Source organism: Caballeronia sp. INML3B, assembly GCF_023631305.1.
Lineage (GTDB): Bacteria > Pseudomonadota > Gammaproteobacteria > Burkholderiales > Burkholderiaceae > Caballeronia > Caballeronia turbans.
This window is the reverse complement of the sequence record NZ_JALQDI010000051.1, coordinates 80,685-105,787: the sequence shown is the minus strand read 5'-3', so window position 1 is coordinate 105,787 and position 25,103 is coordinate 80,685. Positions and strand designations below refer to the sequence as shown.

Sequence of the window (25,103 nt, the reverse complement as noted above, 5' to 3'; positions counted from 1 at the left end):
CCTGCATAACAATGCACGTCAACTTTCCTTTTCCTGCTTCCGCCGCCGATATTCCTGCACCGGCACGCCGCCCACGCCCCAGTTCTCCATGTCGACTTCCTGGATCACGACGAACGTAGAGTCGAGCGGTTTGTTCAACACGTCGAGCAACAACTGGCTGACACCTTCGATGAGTTGCGCTTTCTCGTCGGCGGTGACGGCGTTCGTGCCTGCCTTGTTGCCTTCGCGTGTCACCTGAATCGTAACCATCGGCATGGCGATCTCCTTGAGTGAAAAACAGCGACGCGCCCGCGAAGGGCGCATACACAACCGGTGAAGGATCGATCAATGTCCCGCGCTTTGGCCGCCGTCGACGTGCAGGATCTCACCCGTCACGAACGGCGCGGAATCAAGATACAGAACGGCGTTCACGATGTCGCTCATTTCGCCCATGTGTCCCATCGGATGCAGAGCGCCGAGTGCTTCGTGCGTTTCGGGCGCGTGCATCGGCGACTTGATGATGCCGGGAGACACTGCATTCGCGCGAATGCCGGACTTCGCATATTCGATGGCGAGGGACTTCGTCGCAGAATTCAGGCCGCCCTTCGTCAGCGACGCCAGCACCGAAGGCACGCCGCTTACCGCATGATCGGCGAGCGTCGTCGTGATGCTGACGATATGCCCGCTCTTGTTCTTCTCCATTTGCTCGATGGCGAGTTGAGTGACATGGAAGAAGCCGTTCAGATTCACGTTCAGGACGGCCGCATAGTCTTCCTGCGTATATTGCGTGAAGGGTTTGGCGATGAAGATGCCCGCGTTGTTGACGAGCGTATCGATGCGGCCGAACTTGGCGATCGCCGCATCGACGACGCGTTGCGCGGTGGCGCGATCGCCGATATCGCCCGCGACAGCCACGACGTTCGGATCGTCCGGCTGCCGAATGGAACGGGCGGTTGCGACGACGCGATAACCTTGCGCGCGAAAGGCATTGACGATTTCAGCGCCGATGCCTTGCGACGCGCCGGTGACGATAGCGACTTTGTTTGCGTTGCTCATGATGAACCTCGATAGATGTTGATGTGGGCCTGTTGCGGATCGGACCGAAGGCTCCGATGGCTTGTAATGTAGGCTCTTCGAGATTCGTTGCGTACACACGCGGTGGACAATCAGTCTTGCGCGCGAGGAACAAATGCATCGCAGGAGAAATCGATCAGATGAATGACTCAACGGGAGCAATGACATGAGCTTGCAAAACGTAAAGGCATTCGTATTCGATGTATTCGGAACCGTCGTGGACTGGCGCGGCGGGATTGCCCGCGAGGCCGCGCCGTTCCTGCAGCGCTACGGCGCGACCGGCTTGAAGCCTGAGGCCTTCGCGGATGCATGGCGCAGCCGCTACGTGCCCGCGATGCGCAAGATCATCAGCGGCGAGCGATCGTTCGTGCGGCTCGATGTGCTGCATCGCGAGAATCTCGTGGACCTCCTGCCGGAATTTGGCATCAATCCTGAAGCGGTTCCTTCGGAGGCGCTGGACGAACTGAACCTCGCGTGGCATCGACTCGATCCGTGGCCCGATTCGATCGCGGGTTTGCAACGGCTCAAGGCACGCCATATCATTGCGCCGCTTTCGAACGGCAATATCAGGCTGATGGTGGATATGGCGAAGCGCGCAGGCTTGCCCTGGGATGCGATTCTCGGCGCGGAGATCGCGCAGATTTACAAGCCCGATCCGCAGGCTTATCTGCGCACCGCAGACGTTTTGATGCTGAAGCCAGAAGAAGTCTGCCTCGTCGCCGCGCATAACGACGATCTCGCAGCGGCAAGAAAGTGCGGCTTGCGCACTGCGTTCGTCTCGCGTCCGTATGAGCGCGGCCCGGGTCAGTCAGTCGATTTGGAAGCTGAGAGCGATTGGGATGTCGTCGCGAACGACATGAACGAACTGGCCGACGCCGTGGGCGCCTGAGCGCCGCAAGCATCGGCCTGTAAGGGATGTTATGCGGCACCTTCGACGATGCGGAAATCGCGCACGACGGAATCGCCAAGTACTTCCAGTGCGTGCTGATAGGTCGCGCTGTTATAGGCGGCGACGGCTGCATCGAGCGAATCGAATTCGATGACCACCGTGCGCTCGATGACGCCTTCGCCTTGCACCATCGCCGCGACGCCGCGGACGAGCGGACGGCCACCGCCTTCCGCGATGGCTTGAGTTGCGATCTTCGCGTATTCGGCGGCCTGCTCGGGCTTCATGATCTTCTTGTACACGCTGACCCAATATCCTTTTGCCATCTGTATCTCCAGTGTTTGACGGGCGCTTTGCGCCATGAGGCGAACGCAACGCGCATGTGCGTTCAGTCCGGCGGCCAGCATAACAAATTCTCGGGCGTTAATGCCCCGTGCGACTCGCGCCGTCGATTCTGCGTGTTTCCGGGAAAGGTGCTTTCCTGTGCTAGGGGTTAACCCGGAATAACCAGCGTCATAGACTGCTATCACTGCTTTCGAACGACACCGCGTTCGAAGCCAGGCACCTCATAACACTGGAGTTTCATCATGAAGTCGATCATTCGCGCAGCCATCGTCGCAACCGCTCTCGTCATTCCCGTCGCTTCGTTCGCCCAAAGCCAAATCACTCGGGCGCAAGTTCGTGCCGAACTCGCAGAATTGCAGAGCGTCGGTTATCACGCGGGCGACGGCGATCAGGCGCATTATCCGGAAGCGATCCAGGCAGCCGAAGCGAAACTCGCAGCACGCGATGGCGCGACGGCTTATGGTGGCGCCGCTAACGGCACGTCGCAATCGGGGGGTGCACGCGTATCGCAATCGGACTGGAATGCGATGTACTCGCGCTGAGGCGTGAATGCCCGAAGCGGTCTTTCATGGCCGCTTCAGGCGAAGGATTCAGTCCGCGGCGTATTTGCGGTCGAGTTCATCGAAGAGCGGCTTGTTCACGAGCCGTTGACGTTCGGCGAACGGCGCGACGACTGCCGGATCTTCATCGAGCCGTCCCTGCGATTTCAATGCGCCGAGCGCAGTCTGCATGCCGCGCACGGCGCTTTGCAATGCTGCATTCGCATAGAGCACGAGACTGAAGCCCATCCGCGCAAGATCTGCCTGATCCGTCACGGGCGTCTTGCCGCCGATTACGATGTTGATGAGTTGCGGTGCATCGAGCAGCTTGGGAAGCGAGGCGATTTGCTCCGGGGTTTCGATAGCTTCGACAAATAGAATGTCGGCGCCCGCTTCGACGAATGCACGCGCGCGTTCGATCGCCGCATCGAAGCCTTCCACCGCGCATGCATCGGTGCGTGCGATGATCAGAAAGTTATCATCTTCGCGCGCATCCACCGCCGCGCGTATCTTGCCTGTCATTTCATTCGTCGAGATCACGGCCTTGCCCGCGAAATGGCCGCATTTCTTCGGCGTTACCTGATCTTCGAGTTGAATTGCATCGGCGCCCGCGCGTTCCAGCGTGCGCACCGTATGACGCACGTTGAGCGCGTTGCCGAAGCCCGTATCCGCATCGACGATGAGCGGCACGTCCACGGCATCGCGAATGCGCGACGTATGCTCCGCGATTTCCGCGAGGCCGATGAAGCCGAGATCCGGCATGCCGAGCGACATGTTCGTCACGCCCGCGCCGGTGATGTAGATCGCTTCGAAACCCAGATCGGCCGCGACGCGCGCGCTCATTGCATTGAATGCGCCGGGCAAGAGCAGGGCGCTGCGTGCGTTCACCCGTTCGCGAAAGGCGGCACGGCGGCGTGAAGAGGAAGTGGTCATGGTTTCGGTTCCGGAAAGTGAATTCGTGTCTCGCGTCGACGTTTCGCCCGCGTCTGCAATGCTAACCCGCGATGCACTTGGGCGCTTGCGCGGCTATTACGCGAAGCGGAACAGTGCACGCCCGGAATCGCGCAACACGATGGTACGCAGCGATGCGTCCGGAATCCAGCGGTCGAGCGCATCGCGCGACGCCTCGTAGTCGATCAGCCTTTGATGTTGCGTGTGCGGCCAGTCGCTGCCCCAGACGAGCCGTGCGGCGCCGAATGAACCGAGCAAGGCGGACGTGAGCGTTTGCCCGAGCGCGATGCCGTTTTCGCTACGGACGCTGCGATAGGCCGCCGATAACTTGACCCACACGCGCCCGCTCTTCGCCGTCGTCAGAAGATAGCGAAAGCCCGGATCGTCGATGCCGAATGCGGGATCGGGACGGCCGAAATGATCGACCACGATCGTGCAGCCTTGTTCGAGCAGCGGCGTGATGAGCATCGGCAGATCCACCGCATCGCGATGAATCTCGACATGCCAGCCGAGCGCATTGATGCGCCCGAACAATTCGCGCCAATGCGCCGCGCGCAGGTCGGGCAGCGCAAGGCCGATAAGATTCAGCCGCATGCCGACGACACCACGCGCCGCGAGACGCTGCAATTCGCCATCGCTGATCGAAGAATCGATGACGGCCACGCCGCGAAAGCGCTGCGGATAGCGCTGCAACACATCGAGGAAAAATGAATTGTCCGTGCCCAGGAAACTGGGCTGCACGAGCACTGAATGCGATATGCCGTTCGCGCGCAAATGTTCCGCGTAGGCATCGAGCGTCGCATCGTAGTCGGGTGCGTGACGACGATGCGGTGCAAGCGGAAGCCCGCGCACGAAGACATGCGCGTGACTGTCGATCGCTTCGATTGCGGCGGGCGTCGATGCGAGCCATTGCGCGTCGGCGAGCGTGGAGTGAAGTGAAGGCGTCATGGATAGATCAGACATGCGTGGGCGAGCGCTCGCTCGATGCGGTTTGAGCGGGCACGGTTGCGATGCGACGGCCCTTCGTTTCGGGCAACAGCAACGCGGCCACGACGACGAGTCCATACGCGATGCCCGCGTCGATGCCGAGCGCCTGTCCTATCGGCATCGAATTGCCCATGTGCCCGACGAGCACCGGAAAAACAGCAGACACCACGCGCCCGAAGTTGTAGCAGAAGCCGACGCCCGTGCCGCGCACACCTTGTGGATACAACTCGTTGAAGAGCGCGCCGAGCGTCGCCGGAATGCCTGCGGAGAAAAGGCCGAGCGGAAAGCTCAGCATGAGCATCGCAACATCGCCGATGGGCAGAAATACATAGACATTGACCGTGACCGCGCAGCAGATCGCGAAAAGAATCACGTTTTTCCGGCGGCCGATCTTGTCCTGCAGCCACGCACTCACAAAGCATCCGATGATGAACGCGGTAATCACGACGGCCAGATAGCCGCCCGTGCCGAGCACCGACAAATGGCGCTCCGTTTTGAGGTAAGTGGGAAGCCATGTGGTGATGGCGTGATAACCGCCATGCGCGCCGAGTCCAATCAATCCGCCTACGATCGTCGTGCGCAATACCGAAGGATGAAAGATGCCGGCGAGGATCGCGAATGTGCCCTGACGTTGCGCATGATCCTGTCCGGCGGGTTTCGATTCGCGCGGCGGTTCTTCGATATTGCGGCGCATATAAACAACCAGCAGCGCCGGAAGGAGGCCGACCGCGAACAGCACGCGCCAGGCCCAATCGGGCGAAACCCACGAGAACACGACGGTATAGAGCAATACCGCGCCGGCCCAGCCGAAGCCCCACGCGCTTTGCACAATGCCCATAGCCTTGCCGCGATGTTTCGCGCGAATCGTTTCGCTGAGCAATACTGCGCCTGCCGTCCATTCGCCGCCGAAGCCGAGTCCCTGAAGCGATTTGAGCACGAGCAACTGCTCGAAATTCTGCGCAAAGGCGCTGAGAAACGTAAATAGCGAAAACCAGAGAACGGTCACCTGCAAAGCTTTGACGCGCCCGATGCGATCGGACAGCACGCCCGCCAGCAGGCCGCCCAATGCGCCCGCGACGAGCGTCGCCCCACCGATCAAGCCAGCTTGTCCTTTACCGATGCCCCATGTCGCGATGAGGGTCGGGATGACGAGACTGAATACCTGCGTATCGACGCCATCGAGCGCCCAGCCTGCGAAGCATCCCCACAGCGTGCGTCTCTCCGCCGTGGAAATTTCACGGTACCAATTCATCTTGCGTCTCCTGTGCTGGCCTCGGGCCGGCTCTTGTTCAATATGCCACTGCATTCTAGAAACGAATGCCGGCCTCGCATACTATGGATACGTTCGTTTTTCATAGCATTTTGATATGCTGGCCGCATGGAGACGCGCAACCTCAAATACTTTCTCGCCGTAGTCGATGCCGGCAGCGTGACGCGCGCGGCTGACGTGCTCGACATCGCGCAACCTGCTTTGAGTCAGGCGCTTTCCCGCATGGAACGCGATCTGGGCGTCAAGCTATTCGAGCGCACGCGCCGCGGCGCGCAATTGACACCGGCAGGCGAGGCGATCGTCGAAGACATACGATTGAGCGTCGCGCGCATCGATGCCGCCTCGCATCGCGCGCGGGAAATCGGCGCGCAGCGTGGTGGGCGCCTGACGATCGGCTTTGCATCGGCGGCGCTTTTTAGTCTCTTGCCTCGCGCGATTGCCGCGCTGCGCGAGGAAGTGCCCAACGTCGAGCTCATGCTTAGGGAAATGAGCAATGCGGAGCAGGCGAGGGCGCTGGAGAAAGGCACCATCGATATCGGTTTGCTGCATACGCCCGTCGCGGTGGGCGGACGCATGCGCGAGAAGCTGATCGTAAGAGAACGCTTGCTGGCCGTGCTGCCGCGCGCTTTTGCAGTCGGCGAAGATGGAAAAGTAGGCCTGAAGGACCTATCCGATGCGGGGCTGGTGTGGTTCCCCGGCGATCAGTTGCCGGTCGTGCGCGCGGGCATCCTGAGTGCTTTTCGTAAAGCGGGCTGCGAGGCGAATGTCGTGCAGGACGCGAATCGCTCGCTGACCGTGCTTGCCTGCGTTGCGGCGGGATGCGGCGCATCGCTTTTGCCGCAATCGGTAACCGCGCTGCAATTTGCCGGCGTGCGCTTTTGCGATGTGCGCGACGGGGATAACCTGCCGCAATTCGAACTCAGCGCAATATGGCCGACGCGCTCGCGTCCTACACTCGCGGATCGCTTCGCAGCCTTGCTCGAAGCATGAGGAGACATGCATGAACGAGATTCCGAACGATCTGCCGCTGCCGGATGGCATTCGCGCGCGCATGATCGAGAACGGCAATGGCCTTTCGATGCACGTGCTCGAAGCCGGGTTCGACGCGCCTGGGAGGCCATGCATCGTGCTACTGCACGGCTTTCCGGAACTCGCCTATAGCTGGCGAAAGGTCATGAAGCCGCTCGCGGATGCGGGGTTTTATGTCATCGCACCCGATCAGCGAGGTTATGGACGCACGATGGGCGGCGCTACCTTATTCGATGCCGATCTCGACGAGTTCAACTTTCCGAACCTCGTGCGCGATGTACTCGGTCTCGTATCGGCACTCGGTTATCGCAGGGTTGCATCGGTAATCGGTCATGATTTCGGCTCGCCCGTCGCCGCGTGGTGTGCATTGATTCGCCCGGATGTGTTCGCGTCCGTCGTCATGATGAGCGCGCCCTTCGCGGGGCCGCCCGCATTCGCGTTCAATACCGCGAAGAACGACGCGAGGCTCGCGCGCGTCGAAACGGCTCCATCGGTGATGGCGGAGGCCGTGGCCGGGCTCGCATCGCTCGATCCGCCGCGCAAGCACTATCAATGGTATTACTCGGGCGCGCAGGCCAATGACGATATGCGGCACGCGCCGCAAGGGCTCGCCGCATTCTTGCGCGCGTATTACCACGTCAAGAGCGCGGACTGGCCGGGCAATCATCCTCATCCGCTTGGGTCGGTGACACCGGATCAACTCGCGATGCTGCCGACGTATTACGTCATGCATGCGGATGCAACGATGCCGCAGACCGTCGCGGAACATATGCCCGCTGCGGATCATATCGCGACCTGCGCGTGGCTGCCCGATCGGGATTTGAACGTCTATGCAAGCGAATATGCGCGCACCGGATTTCAGGGCGGATTGAACTGGTATCGCTGCGGCACCGACCCGCGCTATGCGGCCGATTTACGGACCTGGTCGGGACGCACGATCGACGTGCCCTCATGCTTCATCGCGGGCGCTAGCGATTGGGGCTGCTACCAGCGTCCGGGCGACTTCGAAGCGATGCGCGTCCTGGCGTGCACCGATTTTCGCGCGACGCATCTGATTGAAGGCGCGGGGCATTGGGTGCAACAGGAACAACCGAGTACAGTCGCCAGTCGCATTCTGCGCTTTCTGCGGCAGGATGCGCCCGCCATCTAGCGTGTGTGCCTGAAAGTTGTATCGAGACGTGTATGACGTTTCTTGATGTAAGAGCTGCCGATGCGTCGGCGATTTTCAGGAACTTCATCAAAAGCGCGATTGTCCACGAGCCTCGCGGCCTTTGAAGGTCGGCATCAACCGCGAGGAGAGTATCGATGGATAAAGGACGTGTTGCCGCGCTCGACGCAGGCCGGGCGCTCGCGATCGTCGGGGTAGTTGCAGTACACCTGTCGTTTCAGTTCCCCAATCTGCCCGGTGCAGTGACGCTCATTGCGCGCATGGGCCAATATGGCGTGCAGTTATTTTTCGTGATCAGCGCGATCACGATCTTCATGACGCTCGAAATGGATCACGCGCGCTGCGCGGATGCGCGTCATGTCACGCTGCGCTTCTATATCAAGCGCTTCTTTCGCATAGCACCGCTGTATTACGCGGCGATTGCGGTATATGGCCTCATCAGCTATGGCGCGACGCGCTCGGGCATCGAGCGTGCATGGGTTCTCGGTGCGCATGGCCCGATGGACGTGTTGCTCAACATGCTCTTTCTGCATGCGCTTTCGCCGACCGCAATCAATAACGTCGTGCCTGGAGGATGGTCGATCGGTGTCGAAATGCTGTTCTACATGATTGCGCCGCTGCTGTTTTTCCTCGCGATGAATCGCGCGCGCCTGTTGGTCGCTACGGTCTTGCTGCTGTGTCTCTCGTATGCGGCGATGTCGATGAGCGATTGCAACGGCGGCCTCGACTGCAATGTCGCCAATAACACCTTCAGCTACTTTTGGCCGCCCGTGCAAGGACCGTGCTTCATCGTCGGCATGTGGGGCTGGTATGCATTCCGCCCGCATTTGCTCGGCGCATCCGATGTCACGCGGCGCGTATCGTGGCTTTATTTTTCGCTTGCACTGGGTTTCGCACTCGCGACCGCTGCGCTCGGCGTATGGCTCGACAAGGCGCATGCGCTCGCGCCCGTATTCGCCGCATGCAGTGCCGTGGCGTTTCTGCTGTTCGTGTGTTCACATCACGCCCGCAAACGTCGCGATAGCGCGCCGGCAGCGCCGCGCGCCCGGTTCGTCCGACACTGCGCCGCCGCGCTCGGACGCGAAAGTTATGGTATTTATCTCTGGCACTTCATATGCGTCTACATGACGTTTCATTTCTTCGACCGCACGTTCGGAGAGAAGAATGGCGAGACTTCACTCGCCCTATTCGGCGCGACGCTGATCGCTGTGCTCGTCGTCTCCTATGTACTGTCACGCGTGTCGGATCGACTGATTCAAGGGCGTGCAACACGCTTGTCGAGACGCCTGCTCGCATGGGTCGATCGACGTTTTCACCTGACGCGTGACGCCTAGCCGTGAGGATGCGATGCGCCGCGAACGGTGTGCGGGCTTCGCATCGAATGTAGTGATTTCACGCCGTGTCCACGCGTGCGATACAACACCATGCTCGCGGCGAGCGTCGCGAGTTCTGTGACGGCGACGGTCATCCAGATGCCATTAGGCCCGAACCATTGAGTGAGTAGCCACAGCATCGTCAACAGCAACACCCAGCTACGCAGCAGCGCGACGATCATCGAAGCGAGCGGCGCCTCGATGGCAGTCAGATAGCCGCTGATCGCGACATTGATTGCGGCCGGCAGGAACGCGAGTGCACACCACGGCAAGGCGTCGCGCAGAAGCGCTTGCGCCGCCGCACTATCGGGCACGAAGAGCGCGCCCAGCGGTTGTGCAAGCGTGAGAAGCGCGAAGGCGGCGGCGAGCGCGAAACCGGCGGTAACCAGGATGCCGATCGAAAATGCGCGCGATACGGCGTGCGCGTTGCCCGCGCCGCGCTGAAAGCTCACGATCGGTTGCATGCTCTGCACGAGCGCGACCATCGTGACCGACGCGATCATCGTCATGTATTCGACGACTGCGAACGCGACGAGACCCGTTTCGCCCAGCCAGCGCAACACCGCGTGATTGAATGCGAAGAGCGTGACGCTCGGCGCGATCTCGCCGAGAAACTCTGATCCGCCGTTATAGGCCATGCGCCACGCATGGTCGAGGCGTGCGAATGCACGGGCGACGGGACGAACGTGTTGCGCCCTCACGAAGTGATAGGCCAGCATGGGGATGCAAGCAAGCGCCTGACTGATGCCCGAAGCAAGCGCCGCGCCGCGCATGCCCCATTGCATGTGACTCACCATCCACCATGTCAACGCGACGTCGGCGATGCCGCCCGCGATCAGGCAGACGAGCCCGAAACTCGCCGCACCCTCGATGCGCAAGAAGAGTTCGAGTGCATAACATGCTGTCGGAAAGAGAACGAAAGGCGCATAGGCATGCAGGAAATCGTTTGCGAGTCGCGCGAGTTCGCCGCGAGCGCCTGTCCATTGCACGAAGGTATCGGCATAAGAATGAGTCGCGAGTGCGAACGCCACGCCGGAGAACCCCAACAGCCAGAGCGCCTGCGTGAACGCTTCCGCGGCCTCGCGTTCGCGCTGCTCGCCGAGCAATCGCGAGACGAGCGTCGATCCGCCGACACCGATCATCACGCTGAACGCGTAGGGCAGATAAAGCAAAGGGACGAGCAGATTCAACGCGGCAAGCGCATCGGCGCCGACATGACGTCCGATGAAGATGCCGCTGATGACCGAATGCATGCAGTACACCCATGCGGCAAGCACGGTGGGTACGGCGAAGTTCGAATATTGACGAACGAGCGAAATGTTGTTGTTGAGCGAAACCATGACTGACTACCCGAGATAACTCGCAGACACGCCAATACGAGCGCGACGCATTCGACGTGCGAGGCAAAAGCTTATGGCATGGCGCATGAGCGCTGTATGAGCGCGCCGATGAAGCTCAGGCGGGCCGCATATGAATGAAACGAGACTGCGTAGCGCGCGGTCTGGCGGCGCGAGAAAACGCCAGCGGGCTAGAGAGGAAAGACGTGACGGGCCTGACGGCGCATGATGCGCGTATGCCGCTTCAGGTTTTCACCATGCATCGAATGCGATGCGGTGATTGGAGTGGCGAGCGCGAATGAAGGTTCCTTCGCGTGCTCTTAAGCGAATCATGATTCGCACAGGATCGTTAAAAGCTAGGTTCCGGATGCCTCCAGGGGCCGATCCGTTTTCGCGCGCAAGCCATAGGCGGTGAGCATGCGATACAGCGTGACACGAGAAATCCCCAATTCATCCGCGGCTTCACCGAGACGTCCGCGGTGACGCAACAGCGCCACTTCGATGGCTTGCCGCTCTGCCGCCTCGCGTGCTTGCGCGAGCGTCATAGGCGCGGCCTCCGCATATTCGCCCAGTTCGAGATCGCTCGCGAGAATCTGCCGTCCTTCGGACATGACGATTGCGCGCCGCACGCGATTGATCAACTCGCGCACATTGCCGGGCCAGCCATAGTTATGAAGCGCCGCGATTGCGCACGGTGCAAAGCCGCGCAGCCGCCGGCTCGCATCCTTTCTGAAGCGATCGAGCATGTGATTCGCGAGCAGTTCGATGTCTTTTCCGCGCACGCGCAGCGGCGGCTCGTCGATCTGCAACACGCACAGGCGATGGTACAAGTCCGCGCGGAAGCGTCCTTCCAGCATCGCCGTTTGCATATCGACGTGCGTCGCGGAGATGATGCGCACATCGACGTCCGTCGTGCCTTGCCCGCCCAGACGCTCGATCTTGCGCTCCTGCAGGAAGCGCAACAGGCTCGCCTGGCTTTCGAGCGGCAAATCGCCGATTTCATCGAGAAAGAGCGTGCCGCCGTCAGCTGCTTCTACACGTCCGATCTTGCGTTGATTCGCGCCGGTGAACGCGCCGCGCTCGTAGCCGAAAAGTTCCGATTGCAGAAGATGCGCCGGTATCGCGCCGCAGTTGATCGCGACGAACGGCTGCTCGCGCCGCACTGAGCGCTCGTGAATCGCAACTGCCGTGAGTTCCTTGCCGGTCCCCGATTCGCCGGAGATGAAAACGGGCGCATCGGTCATTGCGACTTTGCGAATCGAGCGATAGAGCGCCTGCATCGCATCGCAAGAGCCGACCATGCTGCCTTCCCTGCAATCGTCCTTGCGTGGATCATTGCTGGCAGTGTCGTGCAGTGAAACCATCCCGTATGCATGCCCGACTGCGTCGACGATACGGTCCGCGGAAGAGGGCACCGTCACATAGTCGAAGCAGAAATCGCGAATCAGCCTGCAAATCTCGGGGTTGTCGACATGCTCGGCGTCGACGGTCGCGACCCAGCCGATCTGATAACTTGCAAGCAGTGCGGTGAGCGCGGCGGCTTCCGCGGAAAAGCCGCGCGTCGTCAGATCGACGATGCCGGCGGCGGCACGTTTGCCGTGTTTGGCGGATTTGGGCGGCTTCGCCGGATCGATGCGCTCGATGGTCCAGCCGCGATCATGCAAGCGCCCGGACAAATCCTCCGATACGGCGCGACCCACGAAGTAGAGTGTTCTGGCTTCCCCGTGCATGGCTTTTCCCGGCTTTTTTAGGTGTAGCGGCCAGTATGCTCCCGGTTGCCGCAATGTAGAACGCCTCGCAAACGATAACCCGATTTTGAATGTTTACATTGATCGGTGGAATCGATTGAAATTGTCAGAGCATTTTTTGCATTACGGCCGTGCTGAAATTTATTGTACGTGCGTGCTTTATCGACTGGGTCATATGCGGTATGGCTTCCATCGCATGCGGCGGCCGGAACGAATTACTTATTCGCTTATGAATATGTTTAGCTATGAAAGTATTTGTGCAGTCGAAACTGGCCCGCGCTGAAATATCAGATAATTATTTCCTTCATGCATTTTTTGAATTTGCGGCGCACACATTGCGGGCGTAGAGTTCGTGAGCGCGTCATCGTCTGATGAATACTCGTTCGAATATGGAAAAAGCAGAGAACCGCACTTCAACACATCAGCCGCGTTTGCTTCTGGTCGACGACGATCCGGCGATGATCCGCATCATCGGCGAAATGCTCGCGGAATTTCCCAACCAGCGCTTCGCCACGACCGGCGAGGCCGCGCTGGCCCTGGCGCGCGAATCGACGCCGGACCTGATTCTTCTCGACGCGAATCTGCCCACCATGACGGGCTTCGATGTCTGCGAGATATTGAAGAGCGACACGAACCTCGCGCGCGTGCCAGTCATATTCATCACGAGTCACGACGCGCCTGCGCTCGAAGTCGATGCGTTTCGCATGGGCGCCGCCGATTACGTGATCAAGCCGCTTGTCGCGCCACGCCTGCGCGCGCGCGTGCGCGCGCAGCTTCGCTTGAGGCATCGCGTGATGGAGGCGCAGGCAGCGAAGCCCGCCATGACGAAACCCACGGGCGTGCGCGTGCTCGGCATCCTCGAGGACGACATGCTCGAGGCGCATCGCCACGCGCTCGAAGCCATCGGCGCACTCGATCGGGTGAAGGATTGCGAAGCCGCGCTGCGTCTTGCACAAAGCAAGGAGCCGGACGCGATCGTGCTTGATGCGCGTTGCTGCCATAACCCTTGCGAAGCCGTGCGTACATTGCTTGCGGAACTGGCTCACGTGCCCATCGTCGTGCTGGCCGATGCGCGCGATGTCGAAACGGAGCAATGTACGCTCGATGCCGGCGCGGCGGATGTCATCGCAAGGTCCGTCAAATCTGCCGTGCTGCAGGCGCGCGTGCAAGGCGCGCTGACCTCGGCGCGCCAAGCGCGGGAAGAATTGCGCGCGCAACTGGAATCGGCCGGTGGCGCAAGCGTGCACGCGTTCCCTGTATTCGCTCGCGACACGCGCGGGGGCTAGGTTATAGCGTCGTCTTTATCTCACACCTGTTCCAGCATATCGCGCGCGATCTCCGAGGCGCGCGCGAAATCGAGCGCACGCACGCGCGCGAGGAATTGCTCGAAGTCTGCGCGGTACACGCCCGGCGCATGCGGCGACAGCTTCTCGGATAGTGCGATCGCTTGCAGATTCGATGCATCGAGCAATTCGATGATCGTGGTGAGACGAGCGCGCCAGTTTTCATCATCGATCGGCGACGTGTTGGTCTCCGGCTTCACGGACGACGACGGCTGACCGAATTCATCGACGAGTTGCGTGACGCTCGATGCAAGCAAAGCCTGCATATGCGGCAGTTTCACGCGCGCTGCGTCGAGCAAATGCGCATCGGTTTCGAGCGTGCCTGCGAGTTTCGCGAGCGCCGCCGCGCCGATCGTGCCTGCGCTGCCCTTGATCGCATGCAGCATCGATGCGGCGCTTTGCGCGTCGTGTGCCGCGAGCGCCTTCGCAAGCTGCGCCAGTTGCTTGTCCGTCTGCGCGCTGAAGCGGCCGAGCGCATTGCGGATCAAATCAATATTTCCGCCGAAGCGCGCGATGATCGAATCGCGCGGCTCGATGATCGACTCGGCACTAGCCTCGTGCGTATCCGCCTCCATGTGCGCTCGTCCCGTGTGCGCGCGCAGCACCGCTACGAGCCGTTCGACATCGATCGGCTTGCCGACGTGATCGTTCATGCCGGCCTGCAAGCAGGCGTCGCGATCCGCGCCCGATGCATTCGCCGTCATCGCAATGATCGGCAGCGTGGCGAAACGGCCATCTACGCGAATCAGGCGCGTCGCTTCGAGGCCGTCGAGATCGGGCATCTGCACGTCCATCAGCACGGCATCGAAGCGGCCATTCGCCGTCACGATCCGATCGACGCCTTCGCGCCCGCCATCCGTGAGCGTCACGGACGCGCCTTCCGCAAGCAGCAGGCCTTCGGCGACCTGACGGTTGAGCGCGTTGTCCTCGACCACGAGTAACGAAAGTCCCGCGAGGCGGCGCGTTTTCTTCGCAGGCGGCCGGGTGTCGCGCGGGATCGCTTCGTTATTGCGAGGCAGCGCGGCGCGGATTGCGGCGGCGAGCTGTCGCGGTGTCACGGGCTTCGTGAGAAAACCGGCGAAGGGAGCGGCGCCGCCGTCCTGCGATTCTTTCAACACCTCTCGTCCGAAAGCAGTGACGAGCAGCACGAGCGGCGGCGTCGCGCGGCCCTTCATCGTGCTGATCTGCCTTGCGGTGTTCAGGCCGTCGAGTCCCGGCATACGCCAGTCGAGCAGGGCGATGTCATAGGGCGCATCGCCGAGCGCAGCATTGCCGACGCGCTCGACCGCCTCGGAGCCGCTCGTCACGATGTCCGCCTGCCAGCCAAGCGCGCGCACCGTGCGCGACATGATCTCGCCCGCAACCGCGTTGTCGTCGGCGATGAGAATACGCGCGCCATGTTCGGGGATAGCGACGATGTCATGCGTCGCCGCACCGGACGTGTCCACGCCGAGCGTGATGTCGAACCAGAAGCGGCTGCCTTCGCCGACGCGGCTTTCGACTTCGAGCTGGCTGCCCATCATGGCGACGAGCCGCTTGCTGATGACGAGTCCGAGGCCGGAGCCGCCGTAACGCCGCGACGTCGATGCTTCCGCCTGCGTAAAGCCCTCGAAGATACGCTCCAGTTGTTCCTCGCTGATGCCGATGCCGCTGTCGCTCACGGCGATGCGCACGCGCACCGCATCGCCCGCTGTCTCGTTCGGGTCTTCGCATCGATGCACGCTCACGACGATCTGTCCCGTCGACGTGAACTTGAGCGCGTTGCCCGCAAGGTTGATGAGCACCTGCTGAAGCCGGAAGCTGTCGCCGACGAGCACCGTGGGCAAGGATGGATCGAGGTCGAATAGCACTTCGACATCTTTCGCGCCCTGATTGCCGGCGAGCACGATGCCGAGCTCCTGCATCAGCTTCTCGGGCTCGAATGGATGGCTGTCGAGTTGCAGCTTGCCCGCCTCGATCTTCGAATAGTCGAGGATGTCGTTGAGCAGGTTCAGCAGTGATTTCGCCGCGGTTTCGGCCTTGCTCACATACTCCTGCTGGCGCGCATTGAGCGCCGTCAGTTGCACGAGATGCAGCATGCCGAGCACCGCGTTCATCGGGGTGCGGATTTCGTGGCTCATGTTCGCGAGAAACGACGACTTCGCCGCGCTCGCCGCATCTGCCTGTTCCTTCGCATTGCGCAGATGGAATTCCAGCTCGTATTGATCGGTGACGTCGTAGTTCACGCCGGTCATCACGACAGGCGTGCCGCTCGCGTTGCGCTGCGTGCGCAGGCCGCTCTGGATACGACGCGTCGTGCCATCCGGCAGCACGATGCGAAACGGCGGCAAGGTCTCGGTTTCACCCGCGGCGGCGGCGCGCAGGCCCGCCATGATCGCGTCGTGATCGTCGGCATGAATGCGCAGACGCCAGTGCTCGAAGTGCAGGCCGTTGTCGAGCAGTTCCGGCGGGTATTGGTACAGCTCGAACATGCGGGCGTTCCAGTGCAGCTTGCCCGTTGCCAGATTCCAGGACCAGATGCCCAGCTCGGCGATGTCCGCAGCGAGCAGCAACTGGTCGCGCGCGTGAGCCAGTTCGGTCCGCTCCTTTCTCTGCCGGGAAATATCCGTGATGACGGATACAAAATGCAAAGCGCCATCGAGCCGCATCGCGCCCGTGGACACGTGCGCGGGAAACGATGTGCCGTCCTTGCGCTGGCCCGCCAGCTCGCAATCGGCGGTCGCGACACCGTTTTCGCCCTTGAATTGCATAATGTATTCGTTATACGCATCCAGATGTGGCGGCGGCACCAGCATCCGGATGTTCTGCCCGATGACCTCGTCCGCCTTGTAGCCGAACACCTTTTCGCCGGCCGAGTTGAACGAGCGCACGGCGCCGCGCTCGTCCACGGTGATGATCGGACTGATCGCGGTGTCGAGCACGGTTTGCGTCGTCGCGAGGCTGCGGGCGAGTTCCTGCTCGATGCGCGTGCGTGCGGTGACCTGGCGCACGAGGCGCGCACCGAACATCGCCAGCACGAGCGCGAGGACGGTCGTAACCGAAGCGTGCCAGAGTGTGTCGCGCCACCACGGCGCGAGGATCTCATCCTCCGAGAGCGCCGCCGCGACGAAGAGCGGATAGTCCTGCAATTCGCGCAGGCTGTTCAGGCGCGTGATGTGATCCTGCGAAGAGCGCGTCGTGAACACCCCGGAGCGGCCCAGCTCCAGATGCGCGCGATAAAGCGCCGTGTCGGTCACGTTCTTGCCGACGAAGCGGTCCTCGAACGGACGGCGCACGACCATCACGCCTGAGTTCAGGACGAGCGCCGCCGCGCCCGATTGTCCGAGATCGAGGCTGTCGTAGAAGCGCGAGAAGAAGTCGATGTCGATGGTCGCGAGGGCGACGCCCGCAAAGCTGCTGTCGGGCGCATCGATGCGACGCGATATCGGCACGATCCACTTGCCGGTCGAGCGGCTCCTGACCGGCGGGCCGATATGCGAGCCTTGATCGGTATGTGTGCGGTGATATTCGAAGTACTCGCGGTCCGAGTTGTTGAAGCGCGAGTCGAGTTGTGGCTGTGAGTTGACGAGCCAGGCGCCGGTCTTGTCGTAGATGAAGAGGCCGTTCAGTTGCGGCAGTTGTTGGACGCGCGCGACGAGCGAGCGATGCAGGCGCGCGAGCGCTTGCGGCGACGTGCCGTCTTCCTCGACGCGTTCCACCATGCCGATGAGCGTCGTGTCGGCTTCCTTGAAGGTGTCGTTCGCGTGCTGCGCCATTGCGCGCGCGAGATTGGATGTCGCCGTCGTCATTTCCTCGAGCTGCACGCGGCGGGCGGCGGCGCTGCGCCCGATATCGGTGCCGATCAAAAGCATGCAGACGATGACGATGAACACCGTCATCCGGAACGTGAGCGAATGGCGACTGAGCACGCCGTGTCTCCAATGAGCGATTGCCGGGCGCCGCACCGGGCGCGAAGATCGAACGCTGCCGTATCTTATCGCGTCGTTCGGCGGCGACCGTTCGACGGGCGGGCAAGGCGAATTGCCGCGTTTGCCCGGGCATCAAACATGTCTACGGCGCGACGGCGCACAAACTTGACCCCGCGCGACGGGAATATTTTGGCGGCTTTTTCCGTATCTCAAGCAGGGATTCGGCTCGGCAGACGTGTTCGAAGTTTGCCATCTTTCAAGACTGAAAGCGTTGGCTCGCGCCCGACACTCGTGTCGGACGGCGCGTGGCCGCACTCGCGCCGAGCCTTGTGGCACAAGGGATTCGCATCGCTGGCACGGTGGCTGCATTACATCCGCACCCGCCGCCCCAGCGACTCTTTCGAATCATCGTTTTTAGTCGATCGCTCAGCGGCATTTCATCAAGGAAATATCGGTGCAAGTGGAGCGAATCATGTTGGGATACCTAATCAATGTTGGAAAGGACATCATGCTGCCGCATCTGATCTGCTGGACAGGGATGCTGCTCGACCGTGCGGAGCATTGCCGCCGCGATAACTATCTCGAATCGTGCGCGGATATCGGTGAACTCGAGCGCCGCATGCGCGCATGCGACAGCGAAAGCTGATCATTCACGACGCGAGAAAGAACGATATGGCTTTCAACGACGAACACATCGGTGCGCCGGTCATCGCGCTGCATTGCTCGGGCGCTGGCGCGAATCAATGGCGTCAGTTGGGCGAAACCCTCGACACGCTCAATACGGACAACACCCGCTATTCGCTGATCGCGCCCGAGCACTACGGCTGCGACAGCGTCGGCCCGTGGAGCGGCGAGCGAGCCTTCACGCTCGCGGATGAAGCTGCGCGCACGGTCGGCATCATCGATCGCCAGCGCGGCAAGGTGCATCTCGTCGGGCATTCATATGGCGGCGGCGTCGCGCTGCGCGCGGCGCTCGAGCGGCCGCACGATGTCGCGAGCATCACGCTGTACGAGCCATCCGCGTTTCATCTGCTGAAGAGCATGGGCGCGCACGGCGCGGCGGCGTTCGCGGAGATTCTCGCGATCGCGGCGCGCACGGCGGAGGGCGTCGTCGCAGGCGATCTGCGCGGCGCGGCGCGCGCGTTCGTCGATTATTGGGGAGGACACGGTGCGTGGACCGCGCTGCGGCCGTCCGTGCAGGCGATGCTCACGCGTTGGGTGCCGAAAGCGCCGCTCGATTTTCGCGCGCTGATTCATGAGCCCACGCCGGCGAGCGCGTATGCGAAGCTGCGCATTCCCACGCTCGTGATGCGCGGCGAGCATGCGCCCGTGCCGACCCGACTGATCGCGGAGACGCTGCCCGATCTGATGCCGGCGGCGAAGCTGATCGTCGTGCCCGATGCGGGCCACATGGGGCCGCTCACGCATGCGCCGGCGGTGAATGAGGCGATCGCGCGTCACATCGCCGCCTGCGATGCGCGGCCCGTCAGCTAGCCGAGGAGCCCGTCGCGCGAGGGGGCGCTTTCGCCTTGACGCTCGATGAGCCGCGCGCGAAACCAGAACGTCCACGCGAGCAATCCGCCGTAGATGACGTAACTGACCACCGGCGATACGACGAGATAGCGCTCGACGGGCCACGTCCACGCGAACCAGAAGCGCAGCACGGTTTCGACCGACAACCCGACGCCCCACACGAACGTCATGAGCCGCAACGACGCGCGCAATGACGCGCTTTCGCGCCAGTAGGCCTCGAAGCGCTCGGCGCCGTCTTCCTGCTCGCGCGTGACGGTCGCGCGGGCGAGATAGAAGATGAGCGGACGCTGGAAAAGAAGCGAGATCAAAAAGACGAGGCCTGTCGCGCCCGCCGCGAGCGATTCGCGCACGAGCAGGATGCGGGCGCTACCGCCCATCGCGAGCAATACGATCGACAGCGCAATGCCGAACAGCACGAGCGCGGAGAGCGCATCGACACGGCGCGAACGGGCGAACTCGCCGATGCTCCAGGCGAGCGGCGGCGCGGCCGACGCGTAAAGCGCGCCGACATCGCCCCAATAGGGCAGCGCAAGGCGATACGCGAGCCACGGCAGCAGCAGATTGGCGGCGAGTTCGAGCACGAGACCGGGCTTGATCTTTTTCATGGACTCAGGAGTGTGCGCCTGGGACGCTGGACCGTGAGCCAAGTATAAAAGATCGAATGCGCGCGAATGTACGCATGCGCGCGTGCTGATTCGTCGGGGAAGGGCGCGTGAACGCGACGCCGCTGCCCGGTATCGGGCAGGCGGCATCGGCACGCCGTGCGGAAATTACTTCTTTTGTCCCCCGCCCGCAGCCGCGGCGGCCCCGGGGTTCACGGCATTCGCATTGTTGGCCGTGTTGGGCTTATAGGTCGAATTTGCGTTGTAATTCGGGTTGGTAGTGGGGGCGTTCGGTGCGGGCGCGTTCGCGGTGGGCGGCGGCCTGACGGGCTTGGGCTGAAGCGTCTGATTGATGACGCCCATCTGCCCCAACTTCTTCGCGGCCTGACTGTCCGCGCTGGCTGCCGTGGCGAAGCACATGCCGGCAACGCCGGCGATCAACGCAATATGCAGTGCGCGATGTTGCGCGCGATTGCGGCTCTTCTTCATGACGGCCTCCCTGGTTCACGCTCGCCACGCGGATGCGCAGCGGCATCTCATTGTGTGCAAGGACGATGCCCGGCCATAGGAGGGTTTTGCCTAGGTAAGTGTCGACGCACGCGCTGCGACGTTACGGCGCAGTGGCGTTTGATAAATGTCTAACTAATAGCGGTGCCCGGTCGGTACTATGTACTTCGAAGTACTCAATATGAACGCACCGGAGGATCACCGCATGTTTCCCGAATATCGCGATCTCATCTCACGCTTGAAAACCGAAGACGCTCATTTCTCGCGGCTCTTCGAGCGTCACAACGAACTCGATCATCGGATTGACAACATGGAGACGGGCGTCACGCCTGCCGACTCGTTCACGATCGAATCGCTGAAAAAGGAAAAGCTGCTGCTGAAGGACAAGCTCTATGCCGTCTTGAGAAAGGCGCACGAAGCCGCCTGATGAGACGCCGCCAGAGACAGAGACACGAGAGCAACAACGAAGGGGAAGGAATGAAGTTGATATCGCCAGAAAAGGCTGTCGAATCGAATGATGGCGACATCGCGGTACGAACGATGCCGGACCGCATCGAGCAGGAAGCGACGGGCGGCGCGGTCGAAGCGGCGCACGCGCTGCTGACGAACAGTGTCGGCGACATACTCCAGAGCCGCGAGGAGACGGAATCGCTGGTCGATACGGTGAGAACGCTGATCGGCGGCATGTCGCCGGATGAAGTATCCATGCTGCGGGCTCATCTTTTCGATGGGGATGCCGTGCTGCGATCGGCCGGCGCGTCGGCCGATCCCGACGACGAACTGTCGCCGTCGTGGCGCGAAGGCGGCTATCCGTATCGCAACCTCATGTCGCGGCGCGCGTACGAGAAGCAGAAGTATCGCCTTCAGGTCGAACTGCTGAAGTTGCAGGCATGGGTGCGAGAGACCGGCCAGCGCCTCGTGATTCTCTTCGAAGGGCGCGATGCGGCAGGCAAGGGCGGCACCATCAAACGCTTCATGGAACATCTCAATCCGCGCGGCGCGCGCGTGGTCGCGCTGGAAAAGCCGTCCGAGCGCGAGCGGGGGCAATGGTACTTCCAGCGCTATGTCGAGCACTTGCCGACGGCCGGCGAGATCGTTCTCTTCGACCGCTCGTGGTACAACCGCGCGGGCGTGGAACGCGTGATGGGCTTCTGCTCGCAGCGTGAGTACGACGAATTCATGCAGCAGGTGCCCGCGTTCGAACGGCATTTGTCTCAGGGCGGCACGCACGTCATCAAGCTGTGGTTTTCCGTGAGCCGCGCCGAGCAGCGCCGCCGCTTCAAGGAGCGCGAGATTCATCCGCTCAAGCAGTGGAAGCTGAGTCCTGTCGATCTCGCATCGCTCGACAAATGGGACGCCTATACCGAGGCCAAGGAAGCGATGTTCGCGCACACCGATAGCGCTGACACGCCCTGGACCGTCGTGCGCTCCGATTGCAAGAAACGCGCGCGGCTCAACGCGATGCGCTACGTGCTGCACAGGCTGCCGTACGCGAATCGCGACCTGAAGGCGATCGGCGCGGTCGATCCGTTCATCGTCGGGCGGCCGTTCTAGCTGGCGCTCGCGCCGTCCATCAACGTCTCTGCGAGCAGGCGCGCGTGGGGCGTGAGCGCGTCGAAGTCGCGGGCGCACAGATGCAGACGGCGCGTCGCCCATGGCTCCGAGAGCGGCACGATGGCGAGTTCCGGCCGCTCCAGCATGCGTGCCGACGCCTCCGACAAAATCACGAGCCCGATGCCCGCCGCGGCCAGCATCCCGACGTTGTCGATACTGCGCATGCGAATTCGATAGCTCATCTGCCGGCCAAGCCGCGACGCGCGCTCGGCCAGATGCAATTCGAGCGCGGCATCCGACAGGCCGACGAACGCCTCCCCGACGATCTCCGCGAACGCCACCGCGCTTTCCCCCGCGATGCGATGCGCGCGGTTCGCCACGACCACCAGTTGATCCTGTGCGAGCAGATGCGTCTCGAGCTGTCCGAGGTCCGCCGTATCTGAAACGACGCCCAGATCGGCGCGGCTTTCCGCGATCGCCAGCACGATATCGACGCTCGGGCGCTCGTCGAGATCGATCGAAAGATCGGGATGAGCGGCGAGAAAATGCGAGAGCCTCGGCGGCAGGAAGGCGGCCAGCGCGGCCGTGTTCGACATCATCCGGATTCGGCCTTTGAGGCCGGTCGCAAACGAGCGCAGTTCGCCGCGCATCTGCTCGACCTGACCGAGGATCGCGCGTGCGTGGCGCACGAAGGCGTCGCCGGCGGCGGTCGTCTGCACGCCACGCCGGTTGCGTTCGAGGAGCGGCGCGCCGAGCGCGGCTTCCATCCCGGCGATGCGCTCACTCGCCGATGCGAGCGCGAGATGCATCGCCTGCGCGCCCGCCGTGATGCTGCCGCGTTCGACCACAGTCAGGAAAAGCCGCATGTCGGTCAGGTCGAATCGCATGCTGCATCCTTCGGTTTAGCCGAAGCCTCGCATTGGAAATGCCAGATTGTAAGCGGCGCGCGGCGTCGTTAGCATCTGTCGCATGGAACCCTTCATTCTCGTCATCGGCGCCGGTTTTATCGCGGGCGCGATGAACGCGCTCGCGGGCGGCGGCTCGTTCGTGAGCCTGCCGGCGATGATCGCAGCCGGTTTGCCACCGGTTCAGGCGAACGCTTCGAGCACCGTCGCGCTGTTTCCCGGCGGCGTGGTGAGCGCGTGGGCCTATCGCGACGGGCTCGGACCCGTCGGTTCGGTGTCGATCCGCAAGATGCTGGTGACGACGCTCATAGGCGGCTTCGTCGGCGCGGCGCTTTTGCTGTCTACGTCGTCCAAGACATTTTCTTTCGTGCTGCCCTGGCTTCTCCTGTGCGCGAGCTTCACGCTTGCGTTCGGCCGCAAGCTCGGCGAAGCGCTGCGGCGGCGCTGGCATATCGGCGTGGCATCGGTGCTGTCGATCCAGTTGCTGCTCGGCGTGTATGGCGGCTACTTCGGCGGCGCGGTTGGCATCATGATGATGGCCGTCTGGGGCCTGCTCGATTCGCGCGACTTGAAGAGCCTGAACGCACCGCGCACGCTGCTCGTGAGCGCGGCCAACTCGGTCGCCGTTCTCACCTTCGCGGCGGCGCAGGCCGTGCGCTGGCCGGAAACGATCGCGATGCTGCTCGCAGCGATCGCCGGCGGTTATAGCGGCGCGCAACTCGGCCGGCGCGCGCCGCCGCACTGGATTCGTGCGGGCACGCTGGTTGTCAGCGCCGGCATCACGATTGCATTCTTCGTCAAGACCTACGGGCCGATGCTGTTGCATCGATGATGCGCGCGCACGTCGGCGCTTAGGGAGACCTTCATGATTCCCGCCTTGCTCGAAACAATCGGCGCGCTTTCGCTGCTCGTGAGCGTCGCGGCGAAGATCGCGTTATTGCGCCGGGCATGTGACGAGGACGTGCCCGAGACGCCGGAAGCCACGTCGATCGCACCTGCGCGAGCCGTGTGTTGCCGGTGCAGGGAGCGGCGAGAAGCGCGACGCCAACGCCTTACGCTCAATGCGCGTTGCGTTCGAGTGGCGGCAGGCCGAGCGGCTTTTTCGCGGCCTCGTAGGCCCGGATGAAGCGCGGATCGTCGTCGAGTTCGCGCGCCATCCACTTCGACAGATCCGCGCCGCAGCCGGGATCGGCGATGTCGCGGAAACACGGCGAATTCGCCGGCATCATGGTCGCGGCCCAGTAGAAGCCGAAGAGCGCCTGCTTTTCGGCGGGCTCCATGACGATCGCGTGCGGGTCGTCACCGGAGAACCAGTGGTCGAGCCTGTCTGCGAGGGACGCTTCCGTTTCGTGGCTATCGTAAGAGAAGACATAACCGCCGCCTGCCTGCGCCGTATGAAAGTCGTTCATCACGACTTCCGTGACGAAGCGCGCCGCGTTCCGGTTCACCGCGAACGATTGCGCGTGCGCATCGCAAGTCAGGAACCATATGGAGACGAGCAATGCCTTTGTTTTATGTCGTACGAGCGTACGGCATTTTTTCCGATTGCTTGTCGAGTTCACACGAATCAGTGGAAATAATTTCGCGTCGCCGCGAATGGATGCCGCTTGAATAATGCAGCGATTCTACTGATTTTATTTATATTAAGCGGCTGCTGCGTCCAACATGACGCGGTGCGCGAACTCGGTCATTGGAGAGAGTGATGAATGCCCGGGCGCGCCAATACAAAACGGCCCGGATGGGCCGTTTCGTGCCTGAGGCGACAGCGCTGAAGTTACTTACAGCGGCTGGATCGTCGAAGCTTGCTTGCCCTTCGGGCCTTGCTTGACTTCGAAGCTCACCTTCTGGTTCTCCTGGAGCGATTTGAAACCCTTTGACTGGATTTCGGAGAAATGTGCAAACAGGTCTTCACCACCGTCGTCCGGCGTGATGAAACCGAAACCCTTCGCATCGTTGAACCACTTCACAGTACCTGTTGCCATTTTTCCAAACCCTATTGAGACGAATTACGTTGAAGTTTGCGCTTCGAATTTTCGAGCGGCATTGAGTTTTACCATGCCAGAAT

The 25,103-nt window shown here is 62.0% G+C and carries 25 protein-coding genes; 11 read left to right on the top strand and 14 right to left on the bottom strand.

What is annotated here, in order from left to right; translation table 11 throughout:
• Window positions 1-18 precede the first annotated feature (18 nt).
• Entirely contained in the window at window positions 19-255 is a 237-nt protein-coding gene (locus NCS58_RS23245; RefSeq protein ID WP_061117273.1) for a 4-oxalocrotonate tautomerase family protein, read from the bottom strand.
• Window positions 256-324: 69 nt separating this feature from the next.
• Window positions 325-1,035: an SDR family NAD(P)-dependent oxidoreductase gene (locus tag NCS58_RS23240; RefSeq protein WP_061117112.1), complete on the bottom strand. Its 711-nt coding sequence runs from the start codon at window positions 1,033-1,035 to the stop codon at window positions 325-327.
• A gap of 184 nt (window positions 1,036-1,219) precedes the next feature.
• On the opposite strand from NCS58_RS23240, the gene NCS58_RS23235 reads away from it, so the two are divergent.
• Window positions 1,220-1,942 carry a haloacid dehalogenase type II gene (locus NCS58_RS23235; protein WP_061117111.1) on the top strand — a complete coding sequence of 241 codons (723 nt, stop codon included), beginning with the start codon at window positions 1,220-1,222 and terminating at the stop codon, window positions 1,940-1,942.
• Window positions 1,943-1,971: 29 nt separating this feature from the next.
• Here NCS58_RS23235 and NCS58_RS23230 read toward each other — a convergent pair whose 3' ends face one another.
• Window positions 1,972-2,265: a DUF1330 domain-containing protein gene (locus NCS58_RS23230; protein WP_061117272.1), complete on the bottom strand. Its 294-nt coding sequence runs from the start codon at window positions 2,263-2,265 to the stop codon at window positions 1,972-1,974.
• Window positions 2,266-2,526: 261 nt separating this feature from the next.
• On the opposite strand from NCS58_RS23230, the gene NCS58_RS23225 reads away from it, so the two are divergent.
• Window positions 2,527-2,826, top strand: coding sequence for a DUF4148 domain-containing protein (locus NCS58_RS23225; protein WP_250477682.1), 300 nt, complete (start codon window positions 2,527-2,529; stop codon window positions 2,824-2,826).
• Between the two features lie 48 nt (window positions 2,827-2,874).
• Here the strand turns inward: NCS58_RS23225 and NCS58_RS23220 are convergent, their stop codons facing one another.
• The 3 genes from NCS58_RS23220 to NCS58_RS23210 all read right to left on the bottom strand — a co-directional run bounded on the left by NCS58_RS23220 (window position 2,875) and on the right by NCS58_RS23210 (window position 6,013).
• Window positions 2,875-3,756 (bottom strand): oxaloacetate decarboxylase, encoded by an 882-nt coding sequence (locus tag NCS58_RS23220; protein WP_061117109.1) that lies wholly within the window; start codon window positions 3,754-3,756, stop codon window positions 2,875-2,877.
• A 96-nt stretch (window positions 3,757-3,852) separates the two neighbouring features.
• Window positions 3,853-4,737 (bottom strand): amidohydrolase family protein, encoded by an 885-nt coding sequence (locus tag NCS58_RS23215; RefSeq protein ID WP_409241438.1) that lies wholly within the window; start codon window positions 4,735-4,737, stop codon window positions 3,853-3,855.
• Window positions 4,730-6,013 carry an MFS transporter gene (locus tag NCS58_RS23210; RefSeq protein ID WP_061117107.1) on the bottom strand — a complete coding sequence of 428 codons (1,284 nt, stop codon included), beginning with the start codon at window positions 6,011-6,013 and terminating at the stop codon, window positions 4,730-4,732. The genes NCS58_RS23215 and NCS58_RS23210 overlap by 8 nt, the downstream gene beginning before the upstream one ends.
• 126 nt (window positions 6,014-6,139) lie before the next feature.
• Between NCS58_RS23210 and NCS58_RS23205 the strand changes: the two genes are divergently transcribed.
• From NCS58_RS23205 to NCS58_RS23195, 3 genes are all read left to right on the top strand, one after another.
• Window positions 6,140-7,021 (top strand): LysR family transcriptional regulator, encoded by an 882-nt coding sequence (locus NCS58_RS23205; protein ID WP_061117106.1) that lies wholly within the window; start codon window positions 6,140-6,142, stop codon window positions 7,019-7,021.
• A 10-nt stretch (window positions 7,022-7,031) separates the two neighbouring features.
• Window positions 7,032-8,210, top strand: coding sequence for an alpha/beta fold hydrolase (locus tag NCS58_RS23200; RefSeq protein ID WP_061117105.1), 1,179 nt, complete (start codon window positions 7,032-7,034; stop codon window positions 8,208-8,210).
• A gap of 155 nt (window positions 8,211-8,365) precedes the next feature.
• On the top strand, window positions 8,366-9,562 hold the full coding sequence (locus NCS58_RS23195) for an acyltransferase (RefSeq protein WP_061117104.1): 1,197 nt from the start codon (window positions 8,366-8,368) through the stop codon (window positions 9,560-9,562).
• Here the strand turns inward: NCS58_RS23195 and NCS58_RS23190 are convergent.
• Window positions 9,559-10,941 carry an MATE family efflux transporter gene (locus tag NCS58_RS23190; protein ID WP_061117103.1) on the bottom strand — a complete coding sequence of 461 codons (1,383 nt, stop codon included), beginning with the start codon at window positions 10,939-10,941 and terminating at the stop codon, window positions 9,559-9,561. The genes NCS58_RS23195 and NCS58_RS23190 overlap by 4 nt on opposite strands.
• Before the next feature lie 353 nt (window positions 10,942-11,294).
• Entirely contained in the window at window positions 11,295-12,668 is a 1,374-nt protein-coding gene (locus NCS58_RS23185; RefSeq protein ID WP_061117102.1) for a sigma-54 dependent transcriptional regulator, read from the bottom strand.
• 389 nt (window positions 12,669-13,057) lie between these two features.
• On the opposite strand from NCS58_RS23185, the gene NCS58_RS23180 reads away from it, so the two are divergent.
• Entirely contained in the window at window positions 13,058-13,972 is a 915-nt protein-coding gene (locus NCS58_RS23180) for a response regulator (RefSeq protein ID WP_284502363.1), read from the top strand.
• A 20-nt stretch (window positions 13,973-13,992) separates the two neighbouring features.
• On the opposite strand, the gene NCS58_RS23175 is transcribed toward NCS58_RS23180, so the two are convergent.
• Window positions 13,993-17,937, bottom strand: a complete 3,945-nt coding sequence (locus tag NCS58_RS23175) for a response regulator (protein ID WP_250477679.1) — start codon at window positions 17,935-17,937, stop codon at window positions 13,993-13,995.
• Window positions 17,938-18,409: 472 nt separating this feature from the next.
• On the opposite strand from NCS58_RS23175, the gene NCS58_RS23170 reads away from it, so the two are divergent.
• Together NCS58_RS23170 and NCS58_RS23165 are read left to right on the top strand one after the other, a co-directional pair.
• Window positions 18,410-18,583 carry a hypothetical protein gene (locus tag NCS58_RS23170; RefSeq protein WP_250477678.1) on the top strand — a complete coding sequence of 58 codons (174 nt, stop codon included), beginning with the start codon at window positions 18,410-18,412 and terminating at the stop codon, window positions 18,581-18,583.
• A 26-nt stretch (window positions 18,584-18,609) separates the two neighbouring features.
• Entirely contained in the window at window positions 18,610-19,431 is an 822-nt protein-coding gene (locus NCS58_RS23165) for an alpha/beta fold hydrolase (protein ID WP_061117271.1), read from the top strand.
• Here the strand turns inward: NCS58_RS23165 and NCS58_RS23160 are convergent.
• Together NCS58_RS23160 and NCS58_RS23155 are read right to left on the bottom strand one after the other, a co-directional pair.
• Window positions 19,428-20,075, bottom strand: coding sequence for a VC0807 family protein (locus tag NCS58_RS23160; protein WP_061117099.1), 648 nt, complete (start codon window positions 20,073-20,075; stop codon window positions 19,428-19,430). The two genes, NCS58_RS23165 and NCS58_RS23160, sit on opposite strands and share 4 nt — an antisense overlap.
• Window positions 20,076-20,240: 165 nt before the next feature.
• Entirely contained in the window at window positions 20,241-20,561 is a 321-nt protein-coding gene (locus NCS58_RS23155) for a hypothetical protein (protein ID WP_250477677.1), read from the bottom strand.
• A 223-nt stretch (window positions 20,562-20,784) separates the two neighbouring features.
• On the opposite strand from NCS58_RS23155, the gene NCS58_RS23150 reads away from it, so the two are divergent.
• The gene (locus tag NCS58_RS23150; protein ID WP_061117270.1) at window positions 20,785-21,006 is read left to right on the top strand and encodes a YdcH family protein; all 222 of its coding nucleotides are present in this window, start codon (window positions 20,785-20,787) and stop codon (window positions 21,004-21,006) included.
• A gap of 50 nt (window positions 21,007-21,056) precedes the next feature.
• A complete protein-coding gene (gene ppk2, locus NCS58_RS23145) occupies window positions 21,057-22,133 on the top strand; it encodes a polyphosphate kinase 2 (protein ID WP_061117097.1) in 1,077 nt (358 codons plus the stop codon).
• Here ppk2 and NCS58_RS23140 read toward each other — a convergent pair.
• Window positions 22,130-23,020, bottom strand: coding sequence for a LysR family transcriptional regulator (locus NCS58_RS23140; protein ID WP_061117096.1), 891 nt, complete (start codon window positions 23,018-23,020; stop codon window positions 22,130-22,132). The genes ppk2 and NCS58_RS23140 overlap by 4 nt on opposite strands.
• A gap of 82 nt (window positions 23,021-23,102) precedes the next feature.
• Here NCS58_RS23140 and NCS58_RS23135 point away from each other — a divergent pair, with 82 nt between their 5' ends.
• Complete coding sequence (locus tag NCS58_RS23135) at window positions 23,103-23,870, top strand: sulfite exporter TauE/SafE family protein (RefSeq protein ID WP_061117095.1); 768 nt, start codon at window positions 23,103-23,105, stop codon at window positions 23,868-23,870.
• A 226-nt stretch (window positions 23,871-24,096) separates the two neighbouring features.
• Here NCS58_RS23135 and NCS58_RS23130 read toward each other — a convergent pair whose 3' ends face one another.
• Both NCS58_RS23130 and NCS58_RS23125 read right to left on the bottom strand, forming a co-directional pair.
• Entirely contained in the window at window positions 24,097-24,540 is a 444-nt protein-coding gene (locus tag NCS58_RS23130) for a hypothetical protein (protein ID WP_061117093.1), read from the bottom strand.
• A 276-nt stretch (window positions 24,541-24,816) separates the two neighbouring features.
• A complete protein-coding gene (locus tag NCS58_RS23125; RefSeq protein WP_008347993.1) occupies window positions 24,817-25,020 on the bottom strand; it encodes a cold-shock protein in 204 nt (67 codons plus the stop codon).
• Window positions 25,021-25,103 lie beyond the last annotated feature (83 nt).